The 15,811-nt window shown below is 57.6% G+C and carries 13 protein-coding genes, 1 tRNA gene and 3 pseudogenes; 13 read left to right on the top strand and 4 right to left on the bottom strand.

Going from position 1 to position 15,811, the window contains the following annotated elements; translation table 11 throughout:
• Positions 1-2 precede the first annotated feature (2 nt).
• Positions 3-110: pseudogene (locus tag AC0L7U_RS06460) on the top strand (hypothetical protein); the annotation flags it as partial.
• Positions 111-185: 75 nt separating this feature from the next.
• Positions 186-806, top strand: a complete 621-nt coding sequence (locus AC0L7U_RS06455) for a competence protein CoiA family protein (protein ID WP_473695691.1) — start codon at positions 186-188, stop codon at positions 804-806.
• A 74-nt stretch (positions 807-880) separates the two neighbouring features.
• Here AC0L7U_RS06455 and AC0L7U_RS06450 read toward each other — a convergent pair.
• The 3 genes and pseudogenes from AC0L7U_RS06450 to mnmA all read right to left on the bottom strand — a co-directional run bounded on the left by AC0L7U_RS06450 (position 881) and on the right by mnmA (position 3,138).
• A tRNA-Met gene (locus AC0L7U_RS06450) sits at positions 881-957 on the bottom strand.
• A 261-nt stretch (positions 958-1,218) separates the two neighbouring features.
• The gene (locus tag AC0L7U_RS06445; RefSeq protein WP_473694697.1) at positions 1,219-1,950 is read right to left on the bottom strand and encodes a class I SAM-dependent methyltransferase; all 732 of its coding nucleotides are present in this window, start codon (positions 1,948-1,950) and stop codon (positions 1,219-1,221) included.
• Positions 1,947-3,138: pseudogene (gene mnmA, locus AC0L7U_RS06440) on the bottom strand (tRNA 2-thiouridine(34) synthase MnmA). The gene AC0L7U_RS06445 and the pseudogene mnmA overlap by 4 nt, the downstream one beginning before the upstream one ends.
• A gap of 135 nt (positions 3,139-3,273) precedes the next feature.
• On the opposite strand from mnmA, the gene AC0L7U_RS06435 reads away from it, so the two are divergent.
• From AC0L7U_RS06435 to flhA, 11 genes and pseudogenes are all read left to right on the top strand, one after another.
• Positions 3,274-3,510, top strand: coding sequence for a hypothetical protein (locus tag AC0L7U_RS06435; protein ID WP_473694696.1), 237 nt, complete (start codon positions 3,274-3,276; stop codon positions 3,508-3,510).
• Between the two features lie 25 nt (positions 3,511-3,535).
• Positions 3,536-6,109, top strand: a complete 2,574-nt coding sequence (gene fliK / locus AC0L7U_RS06430; protein WP_473694694.1) for a flagellar hook-length control protein FliK — start codon at positions 3,536-3,538, stop codon at positions 6,107-6,109.
• A gap of 48 nt (positions 6,110-6,157) precedes the next feature.
• Positions 6,158-6,817, top strand: coding sequence for a flagellar hook assembly protein FlgD (locus tag AC0L7U_RS06425; RefSeq protein WP_473694692.1), 660 nt, complete (start codon positions 6,158-6,160; stop codon positions 6,815-6,817).
• 329 nt (positions 6,818-7,146) lie between these two features.
• Complete coding sequence (sciP, locus tag AC0L7U_RS06420; protein WP_008194991.1) at positions 7,147-7,422, top strand: CtrA inhibitor SciP; 276 nt, start codon at positions 7,147-7,149, stop codon at positions 7,420-7,422.
• 579 nt (positions 7,423-8,001) lie between these two features.
• The gene (fliF, locus tag AC0L7U_RS06415; protein WP_473694689.1) at positions 8,002-9,471 is read left to right on the top strand and encodes a flagellar basal-body MS-ring/collar protein FliF; all 1,470 of its coding nucleotides are present in this window, start codon (positions 8,002-8,004) and stop codon (positions 9,469-9,471) included.
• 19 nt (positions 9,472-9,490) lie between these two features.
• Complete coding sequence (locus tag AC0L7U_RS06410) at positions 9,491-9,634, top strand: hypothetical protein (RefSeq protein ID WP_473694687.1); 144 nt, start codon at positions 9,491-9,493, stop codon at positions 9,632-9,634.
• A 2-nt stretch (positions 9,635-9,636) separates the two neighbouring features.
• A complete protein-coding gene (gene fliG, locus AC0L7U_RS06405; protein ID WP_473694685.1) occupies positions 9,637-10,686 on the top strand; it encodes a flagellar motor switch protein FliG in 1,050 nt (349 codons plus the stop codon).
• Between the two features lie 27 nt (positions 10,687-10,713).
• Positions 10,714-11,427, top strand: coding sequence for a FliH/SctL family protein (locus AC0L7U_RS06400; protein WP_473694684.1), 714 nt, complete (start codon positions 10,714-10,716; stop codon positions 11,425-11,427).
• On the top strand, positions 11,420-11,755 hold the full coding sequence (gene fliN, locus AC0L7U_RS06395) for a flagellar motor switch protein FliN (RefSeq protein ID WP_473694682.1): 336 nt from the start codon (positions 11,420-11,422) through the stop codon (positions 11,753-11,755). Before AC0L7U_RS06400 ends, fliN begins: the two co-directional genes overlap by 8 nt.
• Before the next feature lie 17 nt (positions 11,756-11,772).
• Positions 11,773-13,132 (top strand): annotated as a pseudogene (flbD, locus tag AC0L7U_RS06390) (sigma-54-dependent transcriptional regulator FlbD).
• Between the two features lie 95 nt (positions 13,133-13,227).
• Positions 13,228-15,381, top strand: coding sequence for a flagellar biosynthesis protein FlhA (gene flhA / locus AC0L7U_RS06385; RefSeq protein WP_473694681.1), 2,154 nt, complete (start codon positions 13,228-13,230; stop codon positions 15,379-15,381).
• A 57-nt stretch (positions 15,382-15,438) separates the two neighbouring features.
• Here flhA and AC0L7U_RS06380 read toward each other — a convergent pair whose 3' ends face one another.
• Positions 15,439-15,768: a hypothetical protein gene (locus tag AC0L7U_RS06380; RefSeq protein ID WP_473694679.1), complete on the bottom strand. Its 330-nt coding sequence runs from the start codon at positions 15,766-15,768 to the stop codon at positions 15,439-15,441.
• Positions 15,769-15,811: the final 43 nt, after the last annotated feature.

Below are 15,811 nucleotides of genomic sequence, written 5' to 3'. Positions count from 1 at the left end.
CAATGCTTGTTGCTAAACTTAATGGGGGCCGAATCGACGCATTTTCTGCCGAACGCGGGCCGACCTATCATTGTCCGAAGTGCCGTGGCGAGGTCGTGCTTAAGAAGGGCCGGAAGGTCGTTCACCACTTCGCGCACAAGCCGCCGACAGACTGCACATGGGCGACAGGCGAAACACGCGCCCATATGGAAGCAAAGATTCTCGTGTCGAACGCGCTAAAGGTGCGCAGGCTACGGGCGGAAGTTGAATTTATCGTCAACACCTTGCCGGGCGACCGCCGCGCCGATGTTATGGCGTGGTCGCCGAAGTGGCTTCAAATCGCGTTCGAACTGCAACACACGCCGATAGGTCTAGACGAAATCGAGCAGCGCGCTTTGTCGTATGCGCGTGTGGGCATTGCTCAAATCTGGATACCCTTCCTCAAATCGAACGTTTGGGATGAAGGCGCGCCACGACACGACGGCTGGTTTGTCGAGCGTTACTCGCCTCGCACCTTTGAACGGTGGGTTCACGGTTTCAACGGCAAGAACGGTATGTGGATGTACGACCCCAAAGACAAGGCGTTTTGGCTAGGTCGTCTCGCAGGGCACCAATCTTACGTCGAAGAAACAACGTGGTATTCAGAAGGCGGCGAAGAAAACTACGGCGGCGGGTTCTGGAAGTATTCCAAACGCTTCAAGGAGCTTAGCCTAGAGGGGCCGTACGGGGCCGAAGACCTGTTGATAGAGGTATCGTCGCGTCGCGCGTTCAGCACGTCCGGCTACAACTGGCCCGCCGCGCGCATCGCCAATCTTGTGCCCGCCTGAACCTCGCTCCGCATGGGGTAGATTGTGGGTAGAATTTCTTATACTGAAAATTCATCAATAAAATCAATGAGATTTGGTAGCGGAGGAGGGACTCGAACCCCCGACACGCGGATTATGATTCCGCTGCTCTAACCGGCTGAGCTACTCCGCCAAGCGCTTCTGAAATTGTGAAGCGTGGGCAGCTTATAGTAACGGCGGGGCGTCTCTGTCAAGCGGCCCCGGCATGGAAAAATGCGAAGCTGTGAAAAGACTTTCAAACCGGCGCAGGCGGCTGTGGATAGGCTTGTGAATGGGCCCTTTGCGCAGGTACCTTCCGTGCTCCGTGCTCCGTGCTCCGTGCTCCGTGCTCCGTGCTCCGTGCTCCGTGCTCCGTGCTCCGTGCTCCGTGCTCCGTGCTCCGTGCTTGCTTGATCTAGCTGGAAGAGCTGTCTGGCTCGGCGAGCTTCTGGAAGCTCAACAGTGTGAACAAGCCGAAGGGCGGCACGGGTTCATCGTGGGTCAGGGTCAGGCGCGTGCGGTTGACGATGCGGGATTTGGGAAAGTCCGGGTTCCAGCCCAGTTTGTCGGCGAAGCGTTCCATCAGCCGTTCGACGCTGGCGCGCAAGCCGCTCGCGGCTGAAAAATGGTTGACGAGAATGACGCGCCCGCCCGGTTTGGTGACGCGGGCCAGTTCGCGCATCACCTGCGCGGGGTCCGGCACCACGGTGATGAAATACATGGCCACCACCACATCAAAATGAGCGTCGGGAAAGGCGAGGTGACTGGCATCCATCGACACAGGTGTGTCGACATTATCGAGCTTCCTGGCTCGGGCGGCTGCCCGTTGCAGCATTTCGCTTGAAAGGTCGATACCGGTGATGCGCAGATCCTTGCGATAGCGCTTCAGTGACATGCCGGTGCCAATGCCGGCTTCCAGCACATGGTTGGCGTCGGGGAGCGCATTGATGTGGCGAACGGCTGCGCGCCGCCCCCAATAGAACGGCAGGCCGAAAACCAGATCATAGTAAGGGGCCCAGCGCGCATAGGCGGCCTTGACGGCCATTTCGTCGAGCTTCGAGACCTTGCCGGTCGTGCGCGCCAGCCGCGCCTTGAGCTGAAGAGCAAGGTTGCGCAGGCGGTCGGGCAGGGTCTCGATACGCTTCATGCTGTTACATTTTCCTTTATCGCGGCGGCAGGTGTCGCGAGCACATCTGTTGCCCAGACACCCTGATTTTCCGCACGGTCAATCCAGCCGCCACCCATTACGCGGGCAGTCTCGCTGTCGTTCTCGAAAAACACACAGGCCTGGCACTGGTGCGACGCCGGTTTCACCACTCATCAGATCCACGCGCGCGACGCCCTGATCCATGCGCAGCTTGGCAGGGGCTGGCGGGCGTGTGGAGCGCACCTTGGCGAAAATGTCGATCTCCGACCCGTCGTCCAGCGGCATGTCGCCAATCCAGTTGACTTCACGCAGAACAACCGTGCGAGTGGCCAGCGCCTCGCGCGGGCCAACCAGAACCCGGCGGCTGGTGGCGTCCAGCTTGACAACATAGAGCGGGTCGCCCGTTGCCACGCCAAGGCCACGCCGCTGCCCGATGGTGTAATGAATAATGCCCTCGTGTGTGCCCAGAACGCGCCCGTCGATATGAACGATCTCGCCGGGTTCGGCTGCATGGGGGCGCAGTTTGCGAATGACGGCCGCATAATCACCATCAGGGACAAAGCAGATGTCCTGGCTGTCCGGCTTGTCGGCTACGGACAGGCCAAACTCATGCGCCAGTTCGCGGACTTTCGATTTGGGCATGCCGCCCAGCGGAAAGCGGATGAAATTGAGCTGATCCTGTGTGGTGGCAAACAGGAAGTAGCTCTGGTCACGATCAAGGTCTGACGGGCGCCGCATGATGCGCTTGTTGCCCTCAAGTTCTGAACGCACATAATGACCCGTGGCAAGGGCGTCGGCGCCCAGATCGCGAGCGGTCTTCAAAAGATCCTGAAATTTGACTGTCTGGTTGCAGGACACGCAGGGTACGGGTGTTTCGCCGGCAATATAACTGTCGGCAAAGCGATCCATGACCGCTTCCTTGAAGCGGCTTTCGTAATCCAGCACATAATGTGGAATGCCGATTTTCTCGGCTGCCCGTCTGGCGTCGTGAATATCCTGACCGGCGCAACAGGATTTGGCCCGGCTGACGGCGGCGCCATGATCATACAATTGCAGGGTCACCCCGACGACATCATAGCCTTGCGCTTTCATCAGCGCGGCGACGACCGAGCTGTCGACGCCCCCGGACATCGCAACCACGACACGGGTGTCTTCCGGGCGTCCCGGGAGATCCAAACTGTTTTTCATCGACTGCACCTAGATCGAATGGGTCTGTCCGTCGCATGTGAGACTGCCTGCCATTCGGGGCGGGCAAACCTGCGCTTCAACTGTGGCCCTCATATAGGGTGCTAAGGTCAGCGCACGGTAGGGTTCTCATAGCGCTTGCTGGTCCTGCAAGCGTTGTTACGTGCGGAAATCTTGCTCTTTGAAGGGCACTATACAGAAATCGGCAAGGTCTGCCAATCGTCTGCGTTCGGGTCGGCAAGCTTTGCCGGTGCGGCAAAACCTGCTGATGCAAACAAGACATCTGTAGAAATGACAATTCTTCAACTTATTGAAAATAATAGATTATTTAATTTCCAGAGTTGGCTTGCTGTTTGCATTCAAGTGCGTGAGTGATTGTGCCCTGAAGAGGATGTGTGAAATGGGATCAAATGTGTTGCCGGTTGGTCCGATTGTGGAAGCTGTTGCAAAGGGAAGTGTGTCTGGTGGCTCCTCCCGGTCTGCTGGTGCCGCATCTGATACAGGCGAGCGCGGAAATGCGTTCGGCCAATTCCTGAGCGCTGATGCGTCTGATCGTCAGGCAAAAACCACAGACGGGGCATCCTCCGGTACGAGGATGGTTGGGGCTGGAACGGCCGCCTCAACGAAGGCGGATGATGCAAAATCGCAAGTTCCCGCGTCAGCCAGTGCTGTGGATGGCAAAAAGACCGCTTCCGCTGCGACTGGACAGGGGGCCGCGAACGGCTCGACAAAGTCTTCTTCTGGCAAATCAGAAGGGCAGTCTTCGGCCAAGAACGAGACGTCAGATGATGCGACGGCTCTTGCTGATGCAGATGCTACGGCGCAACAAGGTACTGATGCAGACACAAGCACTGGCACTGGCGCGACAGATGTTGCGCAGGCCGGCGGGCAGTCAGCGGATGCTCTTGACGCGCTTTCGTCCACCCTTGCGGTGCAAGTCGCTTATAGTCCTGCCGCTGTTCAAGGGGTTGCAAGCGCGCAGACCACCGCCGATGTTGTTGCTGCCAATGCTGCGACCGCCGCTGCGGGTGCTTCTGTCACTCCAGGGCTCGGTGGGGCTGGGCAGGCAAGCGCGGGACAGACGGCGGCTAGAGGTTCGGCACAGTCCGGTGCTGATGTTGGGGCGGCGAAGCAGGCCTCTGGCGCAAATGGGGCCACGCAGGCTGCTGCGGGTACGGGTGCTTCTGTTGGCGGCCAGCTGGCGGCGTCTTTTGGGGCGGGTGTCTCCAGCACGGCTGCGGGTGGTGCCAAGACGTCTGGAACGCTGAGTGCGCAACTGCCGGGTCAACCTGCTTTAACCGGGGCGCAGACTGGTTCTGCATTGCAAGACGGAATGTCTTCCGCGCAAGTCCTGGCCAATGGACAGGCAGTGGCCTCCGGTGATGACGCAGCGGCGATCGCGGCCGCGCTGGTGGCCAATTCAGATGGGACACCGGATACGTCAACCCCGGCTGCGGTGCCCGCAGGTTTGGCTGCAACAGCAGCGACTACGGCACAGGATGCGGCCCTGCAGGCCCCTGCGAATGTTGGGGCGACCGCAGCAAACATGTCGGCAGGAACGTCAAAAGCTGATGAATCTAATGCTGTGACCCAAGGCGACGCGCCTGCGGTGCGCCGTTGGAAAACCGAGCTGCCGGACGTCGCGTTGGCGAAGGCTGCAAATCAGGCGGTGGCGGCACAAGTCGTATCGACAGGTGCGACGCCATCGGCGCAGGCGGCACAGCAAGCCAGTCAGGCACAGGCCGCGCAACTGCAGGCCGCAGCTGGGGCTCTGCCTTCGCAGACGCAACAAGCACAGGCAGCAGCTCAGACGCTGGCGAGCTTGTTGTCAGCTGATCAGGCGAACGCGGCTGGCCTCAAGACGGTGTCGGGAAAACTGTCTTCGGCTGAAGCGGCTCAAGTCGCAAATGTTGCCACAACGGCTCAGACGTCAGCGCCTGCTCAGGCTCCTGCCACTGGTAGCGCTACGGCAGCATCTGCTGCGGTTGCCAATGCCACGGCTGGCGCGCAGGCGGCACAGGCTGCCAATGAGCCGCAGCAAAATACAGCAAATGTCGCAGCGCAGGCATCTGCCAATGTTGCAACGGGCGCTCAGGCGTCGTCGGGGGCGCAGGGGGCTGCTGCCGCGTCGGACCCATCGTCCATTTTGGGGCAGATGGCGGCGACGACAACGGCGGCAACCGCGACTGCGGCCTCGCAGGCGACAGCAAGTGATGCTGGTGCAGCAGCCGTTGCTACAGGGAACAGTAGTGCGCAAGTGCCGTTGGCCCCGACCGCGGCAGCGCTTGCGGTCAACACAAATGCTGCCAATGCCGCTGAGGCTGGCAGTGGAACGGCCAAGTCGGATGACGCAGGATTTGCCGCTGCCATTGGCAGCGCAGCCGCCGCCGGTGGGGCTAGGAAGGGTGATGACAAGACCCTGTCGGATCTTGGCTTGCTCGGCGACGCAAGAGCCTCGACTCAAGCCTATGCCACCCAGACGGCGCGGGCCGATGTCCAGAGTATGCCGCCGCAAGCACAGAGCGCACAGGTGGCAGCACAGGTGGCTGGCGCCATGGTCAAGAATTTCGATCAGGGCAACACGCAGTTCAAGATGCGCTTTGACCCGCCAGAGCTTGGCCGCGTTGACGTGCATATGAAAGTTTCGTCGGACGGTAAGGTTCAGGCGCATTTGATCGTTGATCGTCCGGAAACACTGGACATGTTCATGCGCGATCAGCGCGGACTTGAAAAGGCGTTGACCAATGCCGGACTGAATGCTGACGGCAGCAACTTGCAATTCTCTCTGGGTGACCAGAGCGGCCAGCAGGGCTCATCTGCCTTTCAGCAGCAACAGGATGGGCAGTATGGCAACGGGTCTGGCTCTCTGTCGTCTGTGGACGCCACCAGTGGTGTAGATGAGGATGTCGCTGGTTCTGTGGCCGAGTATCAGCTCGCTGGCGGGGGTGCATCGGGGCTTGATCTTAGAATCTGAGTGGGGACTCAGCCATCGGGGATGCCGTAACGACAAGGAGTGCTTGTTATGAGTGATGTAAGTTCGGTCTCGTCCAATACAGCGTCAGCATCGGCCGCGACGAGTGGCCTGATGGCCAACTATGACCTGTTCCTGACGATGTTGACGGCTCAATTGCAAAATCAGGATCCGCTCGATCCGATGAATTCGCAGGACTACACCAGCCAGCTGGTGCAATATTCCTCGGTTGAGCAGTCAATCCAGTCAAACCAGTACCTCCAGGAGCTGGTGAGCGCGGTCGAGAAGAGCCAGTCGTCGAATTATGTCGGCTATCTGGGGACGCGGATCACGGCGGATGGGGATGTGGCCTCCCTGAAGGAAGGCACTGCGACCTGGCCGTACAACGTCGGGGCGGCGTCGAGTGGCACTGTCGAGGTGCGTAACTCTGCCGGGTCCCTGATCTATTCGGGCGATGTGACGCTTGCCAAGGGCTCGGGTACCTATACCTGGGATGGTGAGACCGACAATGGCGGCACGGCGTCTGACGGGGTCTATACGGTGTCTTTCAACGTTCAGGATGAAGACGGAAAGCGTCAGGTGGTCTCGACGGCCATTGAAGGAGAGGTCGACGGCCTTGACCTGTCTGGTGATACGGCGATCCTGAAAATCGGAGATCTGCGGGTTCCGGTCGAGAATGTGAACACGGTTTCTGTCCCAAGTTCGACCTGATTTGCCCCGAAGTCGCCCTAAATATTGAAAATAAGCAGATTTTTTGGCGTCGCCTGCGAAAAAGGCGGCGCCTTTGTTGCTTTTGAGCGGCAATCTTGTGGGGCTGTGGCCATCATATGCCTCGCAGAATGCGAAAGAGGGCAGCTATGGTTAAGAAAACATGCCTCGTTCCTTAACTGTGCTCGACTTGTTCACCCAGTATTAGCCAATTGATTTGATTGAGTGGTCTTCGTTATAGTTAATAAAGGCTGTATGGCAGTTTAGGTAAATTTTAAACCGGACGACGTAGTCTCAAACTCAACCTAGGTCATGGTTAGTGTGAGAGTACAATGACCGAACAAATTCGTTCGCGTGTAAAATATGTGATCGGTCCAGATGGCAGTCCTTTGACGATTGCGGATCTTCCGCCAACATCGACAAAGAGATGGGTCATACGCCGAAAAGCAGAAGTGGTTGCAGCTGTCCGTGGTGGCTTGCTGTCTCTGGAAGAGGCTTGTCAGAGATATACGCTGACGGTCGAAGAGTTTCTCTCGTGGCAAAGTTCCATTGAGAAACACGGCCTAGCGGGGCTTCGTGCCACGCGAATACAGCAGTATCGAAACTAGTCTCAGGGTGCCGGTCTTTAAAGCGCGGCGGCCTTGGTCTTGCAAGAGTCAGTGTTGGCTATGCCGTGGCAGGAATGCACGCATCAGCCGTCTATGTTTGACGGCTGACTTTCGGAATGCGCAGGTCGATGTGAAGAGATTCGCTGGCCTGCGTGATTCTCAAGGCTTCGAGGAAGGCGGCTGCAAGGCCGCCTTTTTCATGCCCGGATTTCCAAAATCATTTATTTAACAAAATGTTAACCTTGCTTCGGCGGGCAACTGAGTTGTGTTCTGAACACTTCCTGTGATGCCTCAGACTTTCTGAAGAAGGCTGCATGCCCCTTCATGTGTCTGGATTGTCAGCGTGCTTGACACGCTGATCGGCAAAAGGTTTCCTGTTTATGAACAGCCCTTGCGCATTTTCCACTGATTGCATTGCATTTTGCCTAAGTAAAAATGGCAAAAAACCGACGTTTATGTGTCTCTGGGGTCGCTTGTTAACTTCTTGTTAACCATTTGAGCGGCAAAACTTGCCTAGTATCTAACGCATTGATGTTTGGAAGGTTCCGCCTCCTGGCGTCCTTTGAAAAACGAACGCGGGTGTCATCTGTGAACGGGCTGATCGAATTTGTAAAAACCCTAGGGCCGGCGCGCATCGCAGCGATGGGGGCTGTTGCGGCTATCCTCATCGGGGTCTTCGCCTTCATCATCATGCGGGTGACGGCTCCGCAGATGACGCAGCTTTATTCCGATCTTTCGATGGAGGATTCCGGATCCATCGTCGACAAGCTCGAATCCATGGGCGTGACCTACGAGTTGAGCAACGATGGAACGTCCATCCGGGTGCCGCGCGAACGCGTTGCCCGCTTGCGTATGCAACTCGCGGAGGACGGACTGCCCACCGGTGGCTCCATCGGCTATGAGATCTTTGATCGCAGCGATACCCTCGGTGCGACCAGCTTCGTTCAGAACATCAACAAATTGCGCGCCCTTGAAGGCGAGCTTGCGCGTACCATCACCTCGCTCGACCGGATCAAGTCGGCGCGGGTGCATCTGGTGATCCCGGAGAAGCAGCTCTTCCAGAAAGATCAACAGACGCCATCTGCGTCGATTGTGTTGCATGTTCGTGGCTCGTTGTCCGATGATCAGGTGCGGGCCATCCAGCATCTGGTGGCGACATCGGTGGAAGGGCTGACGCCCTCACGTGTGTCGATCGTTGATGAAACGGGACAGCTGTTGGCCTCTGGCACTGACGAAAACCAGAAAGGTATGGTATCGTCATCGCTTCAGGGACGACAGGTTGCGATTGAAAATCGCTTGCGCAATCAGGTTCAGGAGATCCTGAACAGTGTTGTCGGCCCGGGACGGGCCCGGGTTCGCGTTGCGGCCGATGTTGATTTCAATCACTCGACCCAGACGACGGAAACCTATGATCCGGATGGTCAGGTCGTGCGCTCGACGCAGACCAAGGAGCAAAGCTCCAACAGCGTCGATGGTCAGGATCAGGTGACGGTTGGCAACGAATTGCCAAACAATCAGGGTGGCAACCCGCAGCAGGGCGACCGCGAGCAGAAGAGCAACTCTGAAGAGGTTACCAACTACGAGATTTCCAAGTCGACCAAAACCGAAGTGGTTGAGGCTGGCAAGATCAGCAGGCTTTCGGTGGCCGTTCTTGTCGATGGGACGTATGCACCGAATGCAAGCGGCGAAGTCGTCTACACGCCTCGTCCGCAGGACGTGCTGGATCGCATTCAGACGCTGGTTCGCTCCGCTGTCGGCTACGACAAAGCCCGCGGGGATGTCGTCGATGTGGTGAATCTGAGGTTTGCAGCGCCGCCGACCGCCGACAATCTGGGGGTCGACAAGCCGGGCCTTCTCGATTTCACACGTGACGACATCATGCGGTTCGCTGAACTGGGTGTTCTGCTCCTGATCTCGATCCTGCTGCTGCTCTTCGTGGTCCGCCCGCTTTTGAAGCGGATCGTTACGCCGGAAGAGAAGTCGCCACAGGAGTTGGTTATAGGCCCGGATGGGAGCCTTAGTCGCCGAAACGGAAATTCCGGCAGATGAGGCCGATAAGGAAAAAGAGATGCAGATTGAGTGGATCGAAGAGGCTCGTCAAAAAGGTGCCCTTCAGGCCAACTCAATTGCCAAGGTTGGTGAAATGATTGAAGAAACACCCGGCGAAGCGGTGAATATCATCCGCGGCTGGCTGGATGAGGCTGCGGCGTAAGAATGGCAGCTGACAAACTTCAGAACCAGCTTACGGTCGGCAATCAACATGAGGAGCGTGAACTGCGTGGTGCGGAGCGCGCTGCCGTGATGCTGCTGGCCCTGGGTGAAGAACACGGCAAGCCGATCTGGGACCGCCTTGATGAGATGGAAGTCCGACAGATTTCGGCAGCCATGGCTTCGCTCGGGCCTGTGACTCCCAAGATGCTGGAAAACCTTTTTGTCGATTTCGTCAAGCGGTTGACCTCCAAGGGGGCCATCACCGGCAACGTGGATGCGACAGAAAAGCTGTTGCACTCGTTCCTGCCAGATTCCCGTGTCTCGCTGATCATGGAAGAAATTCGCGGGCCGGCTGGTCGTAATATGTGGGAGAAGCTCTCCAACGTTCAGGAGAACGTTCTGGCGAATTACCTCAAGAACGAATACCCGCAAACCGTGGCGGTCGTTTTGTCGAAGATCAATTCGGATCATGCAGCAAGGGTTCTGGGGATACTTCCTGAAGAGCTGGCACTGGAAGTCGTCAGCCGCATGTTGCGCATGGAAGCGGTGCAGAAGGAAGTTCTGGAGAAGGTCGAGCAGACCTTGCGCGTCGAGTTCATGTCCAACCTGACCAACACGTCGCGTCGGGACAGCCATGAAATGATGGCAGACATCTTCAACAACTTTGATCGTCAGACGGAGGCCCGCTTCATGGCGGCGCTGGAAGAGGAAAATCGGGAATCTGCAGAGCGGATCAAGACGTTGATGTTCACCTTCGATGACTTGATGAAGCTGGATGCTGCCAGTTGTCAGACGCTTTTGCGCAATGTCGAGAAAGACCGTCTGGCCATTGCGCTCAAGGGCTCCAACGATACGGCGCGGGAGTTCTTCTTCAGCAATATGTCGTCGCGTGCTGCCAAGCTGCTTCTGGATGACATGGAGGCGCTGGGGCCGGTTCGGCTCAGCGATGTTGATGAAGCGCAAAGCGGCATGGTGAACACGGCCAAGGATCTCGCGGCCAAGGGCGAGATCATGATTTCCAAGTCCAAGAGCGATGACGAAATCATCTACTGATACCAGAACGATTGAAAGTTCTAACTAATGGCGAAGATTACACCGCTTTCGAAGTTTCTCTTCGATACGGATTTCTCAGAACCTGACGCCTCGGCCCGGCCGGTGGCCGAAGACCTGGAGCCTCAGATCCCGATGATGACGGTGGCAGAGCATCAGGCAGCATTGGAGATCGCGCGGAAGTCTGCCTTCGAAGAGGGACGGGCGCAGGGCGTGCGCGAAACGGCAACGAGCCAGGAAAAGTCGCTAACCGATGAAGTGTCTAATCTTGCGGGCCGGGTCAGCGCCATTCTGGACGAGTTGGACCGGGGCACGGCCGTTCGTGATCAGGATGCTGCAGAGCTTGCTTTCATGATTGCGCGGCGGCTGTCAGCGCATCTGATTGCGATGCAACCTCTGGCCGAGGTCGTTGCGCTGGTAAATGACTGTCTTGGCCCATTGCGTCAGGCGCCGCATCTGGTGATCCGCGTGGCGGTTGGAGATGTCGAACCGCTGAAAAAGAAACTCGACCCGCTGGTAAACGAAAAGGGCTTTGAAGGCCGTCTGGTGGTGTTGGGGGAAGATGAGGTGGCGCGCGGCGACTGCCAGATCGAATGGGCGGACGGTGGTCTGTTGCGCAACCGCAAAGACATGGAAAAGCAGATTGATTTGAAAATTCGAGCCTATCTCGCCGCCCGCGTGAAAGACACGCAGAAAGCAGCAGGCAGGGCCCCTCAGGCGCTAGGGACGTTGAATAATGAGTGATACGAATGACACCGGCATTCCGCTCGATGAGCTGGAAGCGCCCAGCAGATCAGGACAGCAGGATACGGGCAAGGAGCCCCAATCTGCAGCCGATCTTGAAGCGGTCTTTGATGTTCCCGTGCGGATTTCCGCGGTACTTGGACACTCGCGGATGCATGTTTCGGAATTGCTGAAACTGTCGTCCGGCACGGTTCTGGAACTGGACCGAAAAGTGGGGGAGGCCATCGATATTTATGTCAATGACCGCCTCGTGGCCCGCGGTGAAGTGGTGCTGGTTGAAGACAAACTCGGCGTGACGATGACGGAAATCATCAAGACGGACCGCTAGGAGACAGGAAGACCGTCATGAGAGTATTGATCGTTGGAACACTTGGGGGACAGCTGACGGCGGCGAGCCAGATTGCGATGCAACGCGGCGCGCGCGTCAGCCAGTGCCGATGATGTCGATGGCGCCATGAAGGTGCTTCGATCGGGGCGCGGTGCAGATCTGCTCATGATCGACGTCAATCTCGACATCGTCAGTCTCGTCTTGCAACTTCAAAACGAGCGTGTGCATGTGCCTATCGTCGCCTGCGGTGTTGAGGCAGACGCGCGCGCTGCTGTGATCGCCATTCGTGCAGGTGCCAAGGAATACATTCCGCTGCCGCCTGATCCGGAGATGATTGCGGCTGTTCTGGCGGCTGTGGCGCAAGAGCGGGGTGACCTGATCTACCGCGATCCGGCCATGGCGACCGTCGTTCAGCTTGCCGAGCAGGTGGCTCCTTCGGATGCATCGGTTCTGATCACCGGTGAATCAGGGACGGGTAAGGAAGTCATCGCCCGCCATGTTCACCGGTCGTCCAACCGGGCGGACAAGCCGTTCATCTCGATCAACTGCGCGGCGATCCCGGAGCATTTGCTGGAATCTGAACTGTTCGGCCATGAGAAGGGAGCGTTTACCGGCGCCGTTGCCCGTCGTGTCGGCAAGTTTGAGGAAGCCGACGGCGGTACATTGCTGCTCGATGAAATTTCCGAGATGGACGTGCGCCTGCAAGCCAAGCTATTGCGCGCCATTCAGGAGCGCGTCATCGATCGTCTGGGCGGTACAAAACCGGTGCCGGTTGATATTCGCATTCTGGCAACGTCAAACCGGGATCTGGCGGAAAGTGTGCGCAGCGGTCAATTCCGCGAAGATCTGCTGTTCCGCCTGAATGTGGTCAACCTGAAGATTCCGCCGCTGCGCCAGCGCCGCGATGATATTCTTGAACTGGCACAGTTTTTTGCCAAGCGCTATGCGGAAGCCAACGGTGTTCCCAAGCGGCCCTTATCGGCGGAAGCGCGAGAGGCGTTGCTGGTCAATTCGTGGCCGGGAAACGTGCGCGAACTGGAAAATACCATGCACCGTGCCATCTTGCTGTCGCAGGGTGTCGAGATCGGTGTGGAAGCCATTCGCATGCCGGATGGCAGTCCAATCCAGTCGAGCCGCAGTCCTGCCCAGCAGGCTGCAGAGGCTGCCGAAGTCATCACCCGCAACTTTGTCGGGCGCACGGTGGCTGATGTCGAACGCGATCTGATCCTCGATACGCTGGACCATTGCCTGGGCAATCGGACCCATGCCGCAAAGATCTTGGGAATATCCATTCGCACGCTCCGCAACAAGCTGAATCAATATACAGATGAAGGTCTGGATGTTCCGGGGCCGGGCGAAGTCCGTTCGGCTCTTTAACGTATTAAGTAGAAACCGATAGTGCCGCCCTGCCGTCCAGCAGATGCGGCTAGGGGTTGGATATGTCGGACACATCGGCAGGAAACAATCGGAACATGGTGAAAGCTCCGGAGGGCGGCGTGCCTGCGTCCGCCTCTGGTCCCGTGAAACCGGCCGTGCCCTTCAATATTCCAAGCATCAACGACCTTGTCTCGCATCTGAAGCGTGGTGACACGGGTCTGGCTTTTGGCGTCCTGGTTATCCTGACGCTGATGATCCTGCCGATGCCTGCCATGGTGCTGGACATGTTCCTGGCAGTGTCGATCATCTTTTCCGTTCTGGTTTTGATGACAGGCCTGTTCATTCAGAAACCACTGGAATTCTCGTCCTTCCCGACTGTTCTGCTGATTTCGACCATGCTGCGGCTGGGTCTGAACATTTCGTCTACCCGTCTGATCCTGTCGCACGGTCATGAGGGCACAGCGGCTGCCGGCAACGTCATTCAGACGTTTGGGCATCTGGTTATGGGCGGCAACTTTGTCATCGGGGTGATTGTTTTCGCCATTCTGGTGATCGTGAACTTCATCGTTATCACCAAGGGATCTGGGCGTATCGCGGAAGTCGCGGCCCGCTTTACCCTTGATGCCATGCCTGGCAAGCAGATGGCCATTGATGCCGACCTGTCCGCGGGTCTCATTGACGAAGGCGAGGCGCGTACCCGGCGACGTACGCTGGAAGACGAAAGCGCTTTCTTCGGGGCCATGGATGGGGCGTCAAAGTTCGTTCGCGGGGACGCCATTGCCGGCCTTTTGATCACCTTTATCAACATTCTGGGTGGCATCTTCATTGGCGTTGCCCAGATGGGATTGTCGTTTTCGGAAGCTGCCAACAACTACACGCTTCTGACGATCGGGGATGGTCTTGTCTCACAGATCCCGGCGCTGATCGTGTCGACTGCCGCCGGTATTCTGGTGTCCAAGGCCGGTGTTCAAGGGTCTGCCGACAAAGCCTTGGCCAAGCAGTTCACCGGCTATCCCAAGGCACTTGGCATGTCGGCTACGGTGATGGTGGTCCTGTCGCTTCTGCCGGGTATGCCGATGGTGCCATTCCTTGGGCTGGCTGGCCTCGCTGCGTATCTGGCGGTACGCACAAGTTCTGCGAAGCAGGCAGAAGCTGCTGCTGCCGTGCAAGAGAAGGCCATTGCAACTGCGCCGAAGCCTCCGGCAGAACCGCCGGTGACCGAAGCGCTGAAGATGGACGAGTTGCGCATCGAGCTTGGATATTCGCTGTTGCCATTGATCAATGGCAAGGAAAGCAATGGCTCGGATCAGTTGACCGAGCAGATCAAGGCGCTTCGACGTCAGATCGCGGGCGATATGGGCGTCATCATGCCGCCGGTGCGTATCCTTGATAATATCCAGCTTGGCTCCAACGACTATGTCATCAAGGTCAAGGAAGTCGAGGCGGGCAAAGGGCTGCTTTATCCCAACCATTTTATGGTCATGGATCCGGCTGGCGGCGAAGTGAAAATTCCGGGCACCACCACGACCGAGCCAACGTTCGGTTTGCCGGCGTCCTGGGTGGAAGCGCAATACCGAGAAGAAGCCTCCCTGCGCGGTTACACCGTGGTCGACCCGTCTACTGTACTGTCGACTCATCTGACCGAGACGATCAAGAGCAACATCAGCGAGCTTCTGACCTATGGCGATGTGCAGAAGCTGCTTAAGGAACTCAAGGGCGAGCAAGCCAAGCTGGTCGATGATCTGATTCCGTCGCACATCACTGTATCCGGGGTTCAGCGCGTGTTGCAGGCCCTGTTGACCGAGCGAGTCTCGGTGCGGGACCTGGGAACAATTCTGGAAGGTATTTCGGAAGTGGCGGGGGCAACGCGCAATATCAACATGATCGCCGAGCATGTCCGCAGTCGCATCGGTCGTCAGATCGGAGCCGCCAATCTGGCGCCGGGGGGCTATCTGCCGCTCATCGCCCTGTCACCGAAGTGGGAGCAGGCGTTCCTGGAAGCCATCGTTGGGGAAGGCGATGACAAGCAACTGGCAATGCAGCCGAGCAAGTTGCAGGAATTTGTCTCTAAGGTGCGAGAGTCCTTTGAAGCTGCGGCGCAAAAGGGCGAGGTCCCAGTTCTTTTGACAAGTCCTCAGACACGGCCTTTCGTTCGCTCCATCGTTGAGCGCTTCAGAGCCCATACGACAGTGATGAGCCAGGCGGAAGTTCACCCGCGTATCAAGCTCAAGACCATCGGATCAGTGTAATTTAAAGGTGTGGGAGGGGCACTTGAACAAAGCACTCTGCTGCCTGCTCAAGTGTCTTCATACCAGAAGATTGACTCGTGAAAGCGCAGAGGCCATCGACGACGTATTGCCGCGCACGGCGTTGGCTGCCTGCTGTTGGGCCACTGTGACACCGATATTCATCACCGCAGACGCGAGATTGGCCCGGCGCGTTTGCGAGGCTTCAATTGCATTTCGCCGTTTCGCTGACCACGCGTCGTTGAAATCCTTGATGGAAGGACGCTCGTTGCGTTTCGCGTGGTTGTTGCCGACTGCTTTCATGTCTTGATGCTGTTTGATTATGGTTAATGGAGGGTAAATTCTGCCCTCAAGAGAGCGTGAACGCTTCTTCCTCGCCTTGTCTTTCATGAGCGCAGTGCATTGACAGACGGCTGGTGAAAATAGACAAGCA

Source organism: Roseibium sp. 10G30-5, assembly GCF_055809635.1.
Note: the sequence above shows the minus strand (reverse complement) of the source record. Positions and strands in the feature narration are given on the sequence as shown.

Bases quoted from the DNA above. Each gene is read 5' to 3' on its own strand.
- AC0L7U_RS06445 (WP_473694697.1), bottom strand. From the start codon at position 1,950: ATGAAGCGTATCGAGACCCTGCCCGACCGCCTGCGCAACCTTGCTCTT.
- AC0L7U_RS06400 (WP_473694684.1), top strand. From the start codon at position 10,714: ATGGCGAAGATTACACCGCTTTCGAAGTTTCTCTTCGATACGGATTTC.
- flhA (WP_473694681.1), top strand. From the start codon at position 13,228: ATGGTGAAAGCTCCGGAGGGCGGCGTGCCTGCGTCCGCCTCTGGTCCC.
- fliG (WP_473694685.1), top strand. From the start codon at position 9,637: ATGGCAGCTGACAAACTTCAGAACCAGCTTACGGTCGGCAATCAACAT.
- sciP (WP_008194991.1), top strand. From the start codon at position 7,147: ATGACCGAACAAATTCGTTCGCGTGTAAAATATGTGATCGGTCCAGAT.
- AC0L7U_RS06425 (WP_473694692.1), top strand. From the start codon at position 6,158: ATGAGTGATGTAAGTTCGGTCTCGTCCAATACAGCGTCAGCATCGGCC.
- fliK (WP_473694694.1), top strand. From the start codon at position 3,536: ATGGGATCAAATGTGTTGCCGGTTGGTCCGATTGTGGAAGCTGTTGCA.
- AC0L7U_RS06380 (WP_473694679.1), bottom strand. From the start codon at position 15,768: ATGAAAGACAAGGCGAGGAAGAAGCGTTCACGCTCTCTTGAGGGCAGA.
- AC0L7U_RS06410 (WP_473694687.1), top strand. From the start codon at position 9,491: ATGCAGATTGAGTGGATCGAAGAGGCTCGTCAAAAAGGTGCCCTTCAG.
- AC0L7U_RS06455 (WP_473695691.1), top strand. From the start codon at position 186: ATGGAAGCAAAGATTCTCGTGTCGAACGCGCTAAAGGTGCGCAGGCTA.
- fliN (WP_473694682.1), top strand. From the start codon at position 11,420: ATGAGTGATACGAATGACACCGGCATTCCGCTCGATGAGCTGGAAGCG.